This is a genomic window from Virgibacillus sp. 7505, from assembly GCF_002272135.1.
Classification (GTDB): Bacteria; Bacillota; Bacilli; order Bacillales; family Amphibacillaceae; genus Terribacillus.
In genome coordinates this window covers 1-12,333 of sequence record NZ_NPBF01000033.1, presented here as the reverse complement: position 1 = coordinate 12,333, position 12,333 = coordinate 1, and the positions used below count along the sequence as shown (strand labels likewise).

At 43.8% G+C, this 12,333-nt stretch carries 10 protein-coding genes and 1 other annotated feature; of the genes, 9 read left to right on the top strand and 1 reads right to left on the bottom strand.

Translation table 11 applies throughout. From position 1 onward, the window contains the following. Positions 1–34: 34 nt before the first annotated feature. The 5 genes from pdxA to CHH91_RS15045 all read left to right on the top strand — a co-directional run bounded on the left by pdxA (position 35) and on the right by CHH91_RS15045 (position 5,645). Positions 35–1,039: a 4-hydroxythreonine-4-phosphate dehydrogenase PdxA gene (gene pdxA / locus CHH91_RS15065; RefSeq protein WP_095224278.1), complete on the top strand. Its 1,005-nt coding sequence runs from the start codon at positions 35–37 to the stop codon at positions 1,037–1,039. Between the two features lie 173 nt (positions 1,040–1,212). Further along, the gene (locus tag CHH91_RS15060) at positions 1,213–1,653 is read left to right on the top strand and encodes a NanQ anomerase/TabA/YiaL family protein (protein WP_176465810.1); all 441 of its coding nucleotides are present in this window, start codon (positions 1,213–1,215) and stop codon (positions 1,651–1,653) included. Positions 1,654–1,675: 22 nt separating this feature from the next. After that, positions 1,676–2,839 (top strand): sialidase family protein, encoded by a 1,164-nt coding sequence (locus CHH91_RS15055; RefSeq protein ID WP_095224276.1) that lies wholly within the window; start codon positions 1,676–1,678, stop codon positions 2,837–2,839. Positions 2,840–3,212: 373 nt separating this feature from the next. After that, positions 3,213–4,496, top strand: coding sequence for an SLC13 family permease (locus CHH91_RS15050; RefSeq protein ID WP_095224275.1), 1,284 nt, complete (start codon positions 3,213–3,215; stop codon positions 4,494–4,496). Positions 4,497–4,667: 171 nt separating this feature from the next. After that, the gene (locus CHH91_RS15045; RefSeq protein ID WP_095224274.1) at positions 4,668–5,645 is read left to right on the top strand and encodes an alpha/beta hydrolase; all 978 of its coding nucleotides are present in this window, start codon (positions 4,668–4,670) and stop codon (positions 5,643–5,645) included. Between the two features lie 92 nt (positions 5,646–5,737). On the opposite strand, the gene mnmM is transcribed toward CHH91_RS15045, so the two are convergent. Beyond that, complete coding sequence (gene mnmM, locus CHH91_RS15040; RefSeq protein ID WP_095224439.1) at positions 5,738–6,307, bottom strand: tRNA 5-(aminomethyl)-2-thiouridylate-methyltransferase MnmM; 570 nt, start codon at positions 6,305–6,307, stop codon at positions 5,738–5,740. Between the two features lie 183 nt (positions 6,308–6,490). Here mnmM and CHH91_RS15035 point away from each other — a divergent pair, with 183 nt between their 5' ends. The 4 genes from CHH91_RS15035 to CHH91_RS15020 all read left to right on the top strand — a co-directional run bounded on the left by CHH91_RS15035 (position 6,491) and on the right by CHH91_RS15020 (position 12,214). Further along, a complete protein-coding gene (locus tag CHH91_RS15035; RefSeq protein WP_095224273.1) occupies positions 6,491–7,438 on the top strand; it encodes a BMP family ABC transporter substrate-binding protein in 948 nt (315 codons plus the stop codon). A 5-nt stretch (positions 7,439–7,443) separates the two neighbouring features. Further along, a complete protein-coding gene (locus CHH91_RS15030) occupies positions 7,444–9,105 on the top strand; it encodes a methyl-accepting chemotaxis protein (protein ID WP_095224272.1) in 1,662 nt (553 codons plus the stop codon). A gap of 41 nt (positions 9,106–9,146) precedes the next feature. Then, positions 9,147–9,360, top strand: a binding site (T-box leader). A 74-nt stretch (positions 9,361–9,434) separates the two neighbouring features. Then, on the top strand, positions 9,435–11,849 hold the full coding sequence (gene leuS, locus CHH91_RS15025) for a leucine--tRNA ligase (RefSeq protein WP_095224271.1): 2,415 nt from the start codon (positions 9,435–9,437) through the stop codon (positions 11,847–11,849). A gap of 59 nt (positions 11,850–11,908) precedes the next feature. After that, the gene (locus tag CHH91_RS15020; protein ID WP_095224270.1) at positions 11,909–12,214 is read left to right on the top strand and encodes a rhodanese-like domain-containing protein; all 306 of its coding nucleotides are present in this window, start codon (positions 11,909–11,911) and stop codon (positions 12,212–12,214) included. Positions 12,215–12,333: the final 119 nt, after the last annotated feature.

The window sequence follows — 12,333 nt, the reverse complement described above, 5'->3', positions numbered from 1 at the left end:
CAGGCCGAGTATGAAGTTCGTGGGAGGGAATATAGTGAAGCCGATTATAGGGATTACCATGGGTGATGCCGCAGGTGTGGGTCCTGAAATTATTGTAAAAGCCTTGAGCCATACAGCTGTTTACGATATATGCAGACCGATTGTGATCGGTGATGCGAAAATAATTGAAAGAGCCATCCGCGTCACACAATCTCCATTAACTGTTGAGACTATTGCATCTGTCTCAGATAGTAAATTTGAATTTGGCAGAATCGATTGTATTGATTTGGATTTATTGCCAGCTGATTTACCTTTTGGAGAGTTATCCCCAAAAGCAGGAGATGCTGCCTTCCAATATTTGAAAACGGCAGTTGAGTCGGCTAAAAAGAAGGAGATTCAATCGATCTGTACTGCGCCATTAAATAAAGAAGCCCTCCACAAAGGAGGACATCTATATCCAGGACATACTGAAATTCTTGCAGAATTAACGGAAACAGCTGATTATTCCATGATGTTATCTTCGCCAAAACTAAAAGTCATCCATTTAACCACACACGTTGGCTTGATTAAAGCAGTAGAGTCTATCACGCCAGAACGAACGTATAAGGTTGTAAAGCTTGCTCACGAAACGTTGACACGTGCAGGATATACAAATCCAAGCATCGCGGTTTGCGGAATTAATCCACACGCGGGTGAAAATGGGTTGTTTGGTGAAGGGGAAGAAGAAGAAAAACTAGTTCCTGGAATACAGGAAGCATTTTCTGAAGGCATAAATGTAAGCGGTCCGCATCCTGCAGACACTGTGTTTTTCCGAGCAGTTCGTGGTGATTTTGATTTGATCGTTGCCTGTTATCATGATCAAGGCCATGTTCCGATAAAGGTATTAGGCCTGGAAGAGGGGGTCAATATCACGGTTGGTTTAAATGGCGGTGTTATTCGTACCTCCGTGGACCATGGTACTGCATTTGATATTGCCGGAAAAAATATTGCAGATGAAAGAAGTATGCTTGCGGCTATCCAATCCGCAGCTGACTTGTCTCCAAAGGAAGTTTTGAAATAAGAATTAAAATAGTCATTATGCAAAATGGGTGCTTGATCCCCAAAAATCTCAGTATGGGTGTCGAACCTAGAATCTTGCTCAGGAAGTTATCAAAGAAGCTTATGTGAAAAATGTAACCCGTTATCTGGGGAAGAAGTTAGTTCATACCGTTAATGCAGGAAAGAGTGAATTATGTGATTTTCGATGTAATAGAGAATTTGGATGAGTATAAATCCTTAAATCCAAAATTCGACAACGGTTTAAAGAAATTCAAAGAAGCAAAGATAGATTATAATAAGCGATTTGATTTTGATGGAGGCTATTTGTTCTTTCAGGAAGGATCTACGACTCACATAGATGAAGGGACGTTTGAAGCTCATAAAAAATATATCGATATTCAAATTGTATTGGATGGATCGGAATATGTAGCATGGGCACCCATTGATCAATTAGCAGTAGATGTTACATACAATGCCGAGAAAGATGTCGTTCGATTAAACGGCAGTCCGAAAACGACTATGAAAATCAATAAAGGTATGGCCTACATTTGTCTGCCTCACGATGGACATAAATCTCTAAAACATATAGATGAAACGACGAATTATAAAAAAGCAGTTATTAAAATCGAAATTTAAATAGAAAGATAAGGTGAATAGTATGAGTAATAAAATAGTAATTAACGAGTCAATTCCAAACGGTAAATTATATCATGATGCATATACAAATATTGATTTTTCTTTGATTCCATCTGGACCATTTTCAACTGCACATGCACCGACTGTTACAAAGTTGGAAAATGGTGATTTGCTATGTGCATGGTTTGCTGGTTCATTTGAAGGCAGCCCGGATATTTCAATTGTATTATCTAAATTTGATCATCTCTCCCAAGAGTGGAACGAACCGAAAATCATCTCACAGGACGATACGCGCAGTGAGCAAAACCCATCATTCTTCCATGCACCAGATAATTCCGTTTGGTTGATCTATACTTCCCAGGAAGGCAGACAGCCAGATAAAGATAATATGCAATTCACTTCCATTATTAAGTATCAAAAAACAAGTGACAATGGTGAAAGTTGGTCCAAGCCAGAAGTGTTGTTCGACCAGCAAGGTACTTTTGCACGACAAGCTATTCAAGTATTAAGTAATGGCAGATGGATTTTCAGCACGTGGGTATGTGAGGATTCCGAATTTGGTCTGACGAATGATCCCACAGTAATGCATGTGTCGGACGATGAAGGACTGACTTGGAAAGAAGTACGTATGCCTGATAGTAATGGACGAGTACATGCCAACGTCATAGAATTGGAGAATGGTCATCTAGTGGCATTTATGAGAAGCAGATTCGCAGATTATATATATAGAAGTGAGTCGACCGATTATGGAGATTCGTGGACAGCTCCTGAGCCAACAACCTTGCCAAATAACAATTCAAGTGTAAGCGCAATCAAACTGGATAACGGTGCAATTGCGATTGCATATAACGCTAATTCAGCTAATAACCCTGAAAAAGGCAAAGTAGCTTGGCCTGGATTAAGAAACCCTGTCGTAGTTTCAGTGTCGGAGGATGCTGGTAAAACTTGGCCGATTGGCCGGATTATAGAACACGCTGAAGGTTTCATTGGAGTGGAGAATAAAACGAACAATTCACAGTTCGAATATCCAACTATTTATCAAGATCCGCAAGGGTATCTACACCTAGTTTACGCGTATAAAAATAGAATGTGTGTAAAATATAATGGTTTTTCAGTTGAGGACATTTATGGAGCAAAGCGCGAATACGAAGGGGTCTACAATCCAACTTCTGGAGAAATAAGCTAAGTAGAAAGGGCCAGATGAATCTACCAGTAAATGAATAGAGTGTGGGGCGACATAGCGGCTGTCTCCTAATACTCTAGCATCGGTGTGCTGCGTTTGCATAGCAGCCGCAGCACACTTTCATGCAACGCTGTCGCATATAGTTTGAACACATTGCTAGTAAAGGTGCGCGGTTGAATTGCAGCAGAGCAATCTGAGATATCGGTTTAACATGCTCCTATATAAAATTGCCGTTGGAGCGCCTTAAAATGTAACCGCTTCATCGGGAGGGATTAGCTCGAGATTGTAAGGGAGTATGATGTGCAACTCATAAGAGACTCTAGGAAGTCTTCAAGATGATGGCAAAGTGTCATCACTTAAGAGAGGAGTAACAAAAATGACAATGGATATGTATCTTGCACTTGGTATCTTGGTGCTGATGATTGTGATGATCATGTCAGATAAGTTTGCCTTCGGCGCACCACCACTCATAGCTTCCCTTTTGCTTGTAGTGACAGGTCTGGCCACAGTTCCCGAGGCTTTCGCCGGCTTTGTAAATTCAAGCGTTATCATGGTCGCCGGCTTTATGGTTGTCATGGCGGGACTAATGAAGACGAGTGTAATTGGTAAGGTTCAAAGTTCTATGCTTGCTTTGGTGAATAAGGGAGGATACAAAAGTTATGCTCTTTTGATTGTAGTGGTTATGTTTGGTGCCAGTTTAGCTGGACCTGGTTCCACTGGATACTACGTGCTTATTTTATCTTTGATATCTACTATCCCTTACAATAAAAAAATGCCTACGTCTAAATTAATGATGCCTTTGGGATTTGCGACTAACCATCCTTTGATTCCTTTCAATGTGGCGCTGTTTTATGGTGTTACTGTCAGTGTACTGGAAACAGCTGGATTTACCGGCGGGCTTTCTATGTCTAAGTTTGCAGTGGTGAATTTCATCTTGACCCTTGGTTTTTTGGCGTGGGCTTTGGTTGCTTATCGTCTATTGCCGGATCATCCGATTTCGGAAGATTCTGGATTTGATGAAGTGGCAGTTGCGTCTGAAATCAATACCATGCCTCAATGGAAAGAATACGCTACGATAGCGGCTTTTGTCTTAAGTGTAGCAGGCATGATGCTCATGAATTTATTTGGCGAAGCGGCTTATGTCATACCTGGCCTGGCTGGGGCATTCTTGCTGATAATTAATGTACTTGACTTCAAGGAAGTTCGAGATAATATGGGTGCACCAGTCATCCTGTTAATGGCCGGTGTTATAGGGGTTGCCAATGCGTTGGCTGAGACTGGATTCACAGCTATGGTAGGAGACTACGTGGCAAATTCTTTAGGGACTAATATCAGTCCATTCATGCTGATCTTCATTTTTGCTCTTTTAACTAGTACATGTGCTACGTTTACTGGTTCAAATATGGGTTCTGTATATATCTTTGCACCGATCGCTATTGCAACAAGCCTGAGTTTGGGTCTTGATCCAACTGCTGCAGCGGTTGCAGTTGTAATATCTGCATGGAACGGCGGCTACATGCCAGTCGATGGTATGCCTGCTATGATCTTAGGTATGGGTAAGTATAAGCTGCCGCAGTTCTGGCTGTTCTCCGTACCTATGTATGTGATTCGAATATTCGCGCTAAGTGTTGGTGCGATGATTATGTTCCCTGTAAGTTGATTATGTAATAACAGGAACTGATGAATGGAATGCAATCAGCTTGTATAACGAGGATTAAGCTGGAGTCGTTTTGTTTTAACCTGATAGAGAGCTTGATTCCAAATCAGGATGAATCCTTTATCAACTAGGCGGTCTATAAAAGACTGTAATATATATTGGGAGGAAACGTGTATGGGACAACAGATTTCTAATGTAAAACCATTATGTCCGCCAGGCCGGCCGCCGCGCTGCGAAGATATATCCTTTGCCGAGGTAGCGCTTGATACTGGTGAGTCATACACACTGAAAATGGACATTTATCAAGACCTTAACCAGAAAACTCCAGGTCCCTGCATCATTTACTATTTTGGTGGTGGGTGGATGTATGGAGAATACAAGCAGGTTACCCAGAAAGCAGTATATTTCAGGGAACTTATAAAGTTGGTAGAACAAGGATATACCATTGTATCTCCATCCTATCGCTTGGCCAGTCAGTCTGTTTTCCCGGCGTGCATTCATGACTGCAAGGGAGTGGTGCGTTATTTGAAAGCGAATGCAAATAGATACCATATCGATCCTGAACGAATTGGCGTGTTGGGGAACTCTGCTGGCGGACATCTAGCAGCAATGGTCGCAATGAGCGCAAATTGCAGGGAAATGGAAGGGGATGTCGGCGGTAACCAAGAATATACAAGTGCGGTAAGGGCAGCAGCAATTTTTTATCCGCCATCCGACTTAGTAGAACTCATCAAGAGTGATACCAATGCAGCATTAAAGAATTTGTCTGGAACAGAAGTTGATCATGCAGACAAGTCCATGGATACTGTTGTAACCCAAATTCTTGGATATACTGAGCCTGGAAAATCGTTGTTGGATTTGAATGGATTGCTGGAAAGAGGTGATACGGGTGAACTGGATTGGAAGTATATAGAACTAGCCAAAAAATGCAGTCCGATTACATACGCAAGCGCCGATAATCCACCGATGATGATTTTGCATGGGAGTAAAGACCCTCTGGTACCGATTGAGCAAAGCGAGAGCCTTTATAATGCCCTAGTGTCTTCTGGTGCGGAGGCTATGTATCTAGCTGCTTCCAAGGCTAATCACGGCCCCACAATGGGAGAGGAAGCTGATCAGATGGCGTATCAGTTTTTAAAAAACAGACTTTGAGTATATGTATAACACCGAATATTATCAAGTTTCTTGCTGAAAGCTATAAAAAAGAAGCGCGTACCCCGATTGGCCAGGGGCTCGCGCTTCTTTCATTTTTTCTTCTCGATTGCAATGATGAATGGCGGAGTATTCTTTTGGTTAAGGAAACGGTACTGCAAGACGGCGTAATGTTTTTGATCATAATCCTTTACGTGGGCAAGCAGTCCTTCTTTTTCAATGGCGCCTTCCGGATGGCCATGATAAACGACCAAAACGATTCTGCCGCCGGGTTTCATTGCGTGACGGATTTTCTCAATTGCAGTAATCGTGCTTTCTGCATTGGTGGTAATAGCTTTACTGCTCCCTGGCAAATAGCCTAAATTGAAAATGGCTCCAGCAAGCTTCCCTTCATCTTCGGGAGTTATATAATGATCGACACGCTGGTGGCTGTCCAGAATCAACGTCGTATTCGTGACATCATGCAGGCTTAAGTGCTTACTCGTCATTTCGATGGCCTGCTCCTGTATATCGAATGCCAGCACCTTTCCATCTTCGCCGACATAACGGCTGAGTACGAGTGTATCGTTCCCATTTCCGCATGTTGCATCAATGACAGTATCTCCTGGCTGAATCACTTGCTCCATCAGTTCGTGTGCATAAGCGATAACGTGTTTTAGCATTTCCCTGAATCCTCTCTCTGACAAATTGTACTCTCTTATTTTTACGCTACATGCGCTTATTTAGCAAATCAAATCTCTTTAGTGTAAAGGAAAATTTACAATTAATTTACCAAATATATGTAGAAAACTGTCGATGTAAGGACCATAGTATTAGTATGAAGAAAGAGAAAGGAGTATATCGACATGTATAAGTACATCCTAATACCTATTTGTGCCTTGATTCTATGTTATTTATCTGGGTGTGCGGCAAACCCGGCAGCAGCTAAACTGGATGAAGAAAAACGTATCGGTATCGTTTTGACAGAAGCAGGGCTCGGAGATCAGGAAGGAAATGATTTAGCGATCGAGGGACTGACAAAAGCGAGAGACCGGCTTGATATCATTTATTCATATAAAGAGATCACTGCAGAATTAACCTATGAAAAAGCATTAAAGGAACTAGCGGAAGAAGGAATGGACATGATTATCACGTTGGAAACAACAGCGGAGGATGCGGTAATCAGTGAGTCGAAGGTCAATCCCGAAATTACATACATAGCTTTTGAGACGGAGCTGGAAGGAGAAAATCTGTTCGGCTACTCATTTGATACAAAGCAGGCAGGTTATTTGGCTGGAGTGGCGGCTGCCACTGTGACGCAGTCAGGTAAAGCAGGGTTCATTGGCGGGTCGTCCAGTGCTTACCTGGAAGGTTTCGAACAAGGAATTGCAGATACGTCCAAGGATACCGAACTGCTCGTTCGGGGGACTTCGCCAGATGATAAGGCAGCAGGCAGCAAAGCGGCAAAGGAAATGATCGCTGAAGAAGCAGATATTCTTTTCGCTGAGCCTGGCGATGCTGGAAAGGCAATGCTGCAGCAAGCAGCACTCGCGAATGTATATGCGATCGGCGCTGGAGGTGACCAGAGCTATCTCGCTCCTGAAAATGTCGTCACGTCTGCTCAGGTGCAAATTGATCATATTATATTCGATTTTCTTGAACGGTTATCAAAAGGCAAAGAGTTGCCTGAAAATCATATGATCGGTTTAGAAGAGCAGGCTGTCGGGTTAAGTCCTATCGCTGTTGTCAGTATTACCGACACAGTTGAAGGGAAAGTCCATACAGCGACACAAAAGCTGTTAGAATCGGAGTGAGCTAAATGAAACTGACACGGAAACTATTCCTGCAGGCAGCAGGGACGAGTGCTTTGGCATTGGCGCTCATTGCTTTTATCATTTTCAGTATGATAAGGATCAATGCTTCGAGTTATGAGCAAGTTCAGCATCTCCTTCAGCTTCAACAGCTTGACAGTCAGCTGAACAATGCCGGACAGGTACTGCGGAATACGACTACAATCCGCACGGATGCTTCCGCGGCTGATTTACGCTCTTACATGGAACAAAGCAATTCAAGCTTCAAGCAGCTTTTGCAATCATCGGAAGGGCAGTCAGCAGCATATCTCGAGGCGGGAAAGGAAAAATATGATGAATGGCAGGCAGAAGTAACGAGTCTGCTGACTAATGTGAATGAGATGGATGCGCTGCGGTTATCAAGCCGTGTCCAAGGACTGCTGAATGATATTTATATGGCGAACGCATACAGTACAGCAGCTTATGAGGATGAACAGCTTACCCTGCAGAATCAGATTACATTTGTGATTGTGGTGTCTGTTATAGGCGTATTGCTGCTCATAGTCATCACAAACTACACATCTCGAAGAACGAGTAAGTCGATTGCAGATCCCCTATTGGCACTCGCATCCAGGACGAACCAAATTGCAGCGGGTGATCTAACGGTGGGACCGTTAGAGAAAACAGGTAGTCTGGAAATCAGTGAGATGAACCAAGCCTTCGGACAAATGACGGAGCAGCTGAAGAATTTGATTGGTTCCATTGAGAAGGCTAGTGATGAAGTAGCCGGAATGTCTGTTGAAATTGATAAAGACAACCAGAATCTACAGGGGCTCCATAAAGAAATTGCTGCTTCAGTTGGTGAAATCACTTCCGGATCGCAGCGAATTTCTGCAGATTTGCAGCAGACGGTGACGCTGATAGAGCAGATGGATAAGCAAGGCAGTGCAAACAGTGCGTTTGCTACGGAAACAGTCGCGCTGGGCAAACTTGCGTCTGAGGCAGCGGTACGCGGCAGGGAAACTGTACATAACCAGCAGCAGCTCATGGTCAAAAACGGAGAAAGCAGAGACTTGATGGAAGCATCGCTTCGAGGTTTCATCCAATACTCCCAGCAAATCGAGCAAATGGTAGCATCAGTATCTTCTGTCGCTGAACAGACCAATCTGCTTGCGCTAAACGCCGCAATTGAGGCTGCAAGAGCGGGTGAAGCGGGGAAAGGCTTTGCTGTCGTTGCAGATGAAATTAGAAAACTGGCGGATGAGTCCAAATCATCTGCAGATGCTATTTATCAGACGGTAGGGTCGATTCGACAGGGTACTATGAGTTTATCCGAAGCTGTACAATTCGGCCATGAAATTGCCAAAGCGGAAATAGCTTCTATGGAAAGTATGGAAAGCTCATTCATGGAGATCGAAGAAAAGTTTCAGTCCATCTCGAATCGGCTGCAGCAAATCCAAAACGGCAGCATCCAATCGGAGCGGCTGGGAGCTGAGGTACTAGGCAGGGTAGAACAAATCAGCAGTACCCTTCAGGAAAATACTGCGAAGACCGATATCGTCCATCATTCCACCAATGCCCAGTATGGAGCGTATGAGCAGCTGGCAATGACAGTCGGTCAGCTTGATCGTGTAACACGTGAACTGCAGGACGCTGTTTCGGTGTTCCGGACGGAAGCTGCCGAATCTTGACAAATGCAGTCCAGTTCCGTACACTGGACACAACAATACTGTGAACGATGAGGAGAAGGAGTAGTAGCAAGCTCTGCTTGGTTTAAGAGAGACGGCATTCCGGTGCAAGCCGTCCCAGCATCTTGTGAACTCGCCTTCGTAATTGCAAAAGGGAACTGCCAGTACTTTTTGCCGTTTTCCGCGTTAAGGAATGTCGAGCGGGCGCAATTAGCGCTAAGTTGGGTGGTACCGCGGGAGAAGTCTCTCGTCCCATTATTGGGATGAGGGGCTTTTTTCTTTGCTTCACGGTCAGATTGTTCAAGTTGAAGAGAGTACAGGAGGCACACGATATGTCATTCAATCATCATGAAATCGAAAAGAAATGGCAAGCTTATTGGGAAGAAAATAAAACATTCAAAACAGATACTTCCTCTGAAAAACAAAAGTTTTATGCGCTGGATATGTTTCCTTATCCATCCGGTGCGGGTTTGCATGTTGGGCATCCTGAGGGCTATACAGCTACAGATATTCTGTCTCGCATGAAACGGATGCAAGGCTATGAAGTACTGCATCCAATCGGTTGGGATGCCTTCGGATTACCTGCAGAGCAGTACGCGCTCGACACTGGAAATGATCCGGAAGAATTCACGAAAAAGAATATCGCGACCTTCACAAGACAGATCAAGGAGCTTGGGTTCTCTTACGATTGGGATCGTGAAGTTAATACGACAGATCCAGAATACTATAAATGGACACAATGGATTTTCCTTCAATTGTATAAAAAGGGTCTTGCTTATGTGGATGAGGTAGCAGTGAACTGGTGTCCAGCTCTTGGTACTGTACTTTCCAATGAAGAAGTCATCGACGGAAAGAGTGAACGGGGCGGACATCCTGTCATCCGCAAGCCGATGAAGCAATGGGTGCTTCGTATTACTGCTTATGCCGATCGCCTGCTAGAAGACTTGGATGAACTTGACTGGCCGGAAAGCTTGAAAGAAATGCAACGCAATTGGATTGGACGCTCGGAAGGTGCGGAAGTAACATTCCGCATAGAAGGCACTGATGAAAGTTTTGATGTGTTTACGACTCGTCCGGATACTTTGTTCGGTGCTACATTCGCGGTACTGTCCCCAGAGCACCCGTTAGTTGATAAAATTACTACTGAGGCACAACAGAAGGCTGTCGAAGCATACAAACAAGAAGTTGCTGCGAAAAGTGATTTGGAGCGTACAGATCTTGCGAAAGAGAAAACTGGTGTCTTTACAGGAGCATATGCAATCAACCCGGTCAATGGCGAGAAAATGCCGATCTGGATTGCGGATTATGTACTTATGAGTTATGGTTCCGGAGCTATCATGGCTGTACCTGCTCATGATGAACGCGACTATGAATTTGCAAAGACTTTCGATTTGCCGATCAAGGCAGTTATCGAAGGTGCTGACATAGAAAATGAAGCTCATACTGGTGAGGGAGCGCATATCAATTCTGATTTCCTTGATGGTATGAATAAACAAGATGCAATATCTGCAGCAATTACTTGGCTGGAAGAGAACAAACAAGGTTCGAAAAAGATCAGTTATCGTCTGCGAGACTGGATTTTCAGCCGTCAGCGCTACTGGGGTGAGCCAATTCCAGTAATCCATTGGGAAGATGGTACAATGACAAGTGTACCGGAAGAAGAGCTTCCACTTGTTTTGCCGAAAACAGATGAAATCAAATCATCCGGCACTGGTGAGTCCCCGCTTGCTAATATTACGGAATGGGTGAATGTCACTGATCCCGAAACAGGTAAGAAAGGGAAGCGTGAAACACATACAATGCCGCAATGGGCAGGAAGCTGCTGGTACTTCCTTCGTTATATCGATCCGAAGAACCCGGAGAAGCTGGCTGATTTTGAGACGCTGAAGAAATGGCTGCCGGTTGACGTATATATCGGGGGAGCAGAGCATGCTGTGCTTCACTTGCTGTATGCGCGTTTCTGGCACAAGTTCTTGTTTGATATCGGTGCTGTACCGACAAAAGAACCTTTCCAAAAGTTATATAATCAAGGAATGATCCTTGGAGAAAATAATGAGAAGATGAGTAAATCCAAAGGTAACGTGGTGAACCCTGATGATGTTATCGATTCCCACGGTGCAGATACACTTCGTCTATATGAAATGTTCATGGGGCCGCTGGATGCCTCCATTGCTTGGTCTGAAAATGGATTGGATGGCTCCCGTCGATTCCTTGATCGTATATGGCGATTATTTATCACAGAAACAGGAGAACTTTCTGAGAAAGTACAGGATACAGAATCGGAAGATCTGCAAAAAACGTATCATGAAACTGTGAAAAAAGTGACAGAGGACTTTGAAGCTTTGCGCTTCAATACAGGTATCTCTCAATTGATGGTATTCATCAATGATTGTTACAAAGCGCCTGTCATTCCGCGTGAATTTGCAGAAGGATTCGTGAAATTGCTTTCACCGGTGGCACCGCATATTGCAGAGGAGCTATGGAGTAAACTTGGTCATGAAGATACGATTACGTTTGCAGAATGGCCGGTCCATGATGAGTCGAAGCTTGTTGAACAAGAAATCGAAATCGTATTACAGGCAATGGGTAAAGTGCGATCAAAAGTTATGGTGCCTCATGATGCTTCAAAAGAAGAACTTGAGAAAATTGCACTAAACGACGAACAAATGAAAAGCTGGCTGGAAGGAAAGACTGTCCGTAAAGTGATTGTCGTTCCAGGCAAGCTAGTCAATGTAGTAGCAAACTGATAAGCGAATCCCTTCTGTTTTACGGAAGGGATTCTATTTTAAGTAAAGGGGAACGGAACATGCGGAATATACAACCGGAAGAATTGGATGAACTAATTGAAAATGGCACCTCTTCCTATAAAGTGATTGATGTACGGGAAGATGAAGAAGTAGAGCAAGGTATGATTCCTGGAGCAATTCATATCCCGCTGCAGCAAATACCTGAGAAGCTGCCTGAATTACCGATGGACGACACATATGTACTTGTCTGCCGCGGCGGTCATCGAAGCATGAATGCTGCTGCGTTTATGGAGAACCAAGGCTATGATGTGATCAATATGGATGGCGGAATGCTGGAATGGAAAGGCGAACTCGTCTTTAAATAAGGTAAAAGCACTGCGAGGAAGACGGTTCGACGGCTTCCTCGCAGATATTCTATATTTCTTTGAATCTAGTATTGACAGTATCGAAACATGGTGATAGTATAAAGTTACTGTCGCAAGGC

Excerpts from the sequence above, each read along its gene's own strand:
- CHH91_RS15035 (WP_095224273.1), top strand. The coding sequence starts at position 6,491 with ATGTATAAGTACATCCTAATACCTATTTGTGCCTTGATTCTATGTTAT.
- CHH91_RS15030 (WP_095224272.1), top strand. The coding sequence starts at position 7,444 with ATGAAACTGACACGGAAACTATTCCTGCAGGCAGCAGGGACGAGTGCT.
- mnmM (WP_095224439.1), bottom strand. The coding sequence starts at position 6,307 with ATGCTAAAACACGTTATCGCTTATGCACACGAACTGATGGAGCAAGTG.
- CHH91_RS15050 (WP_095224275.1), top strand. The coding sequence starts at position 3,213 with ATGACAATGGATATGTATCTTGCACTTGGTATCTTGGTGCTGATGATT.
- leuS (WP_095224271.1), top strand. The coding sequence starts at position 9,435 with ATGTCATTCAATCATCATGAAATCGAAAAGAAATGGCAAGCTTATTGG.
- CHH91_RS15045 (WP_095224274.1), top strand. The coding sequence starts at position 4,668 with ATGGGACAACAGATTTCTAATGTAAAACCATTATGTCCGCCAGGCCGG.
- CHH91_RS15055 (WP_095224276.1), top strand. The coding sequence starts at position 1,676 with ATGAGTAATAAAATAGTAATTAACGAGTCAATTCCAAACGGTAAATTA.
- CHH91_RS15020 (WP_095224270.1), top strand. The coding sequence starts at position 11,909 with ATGCGGAATATACAACCGGAAGAATTGGATGAACTAATTGAAAATGGC.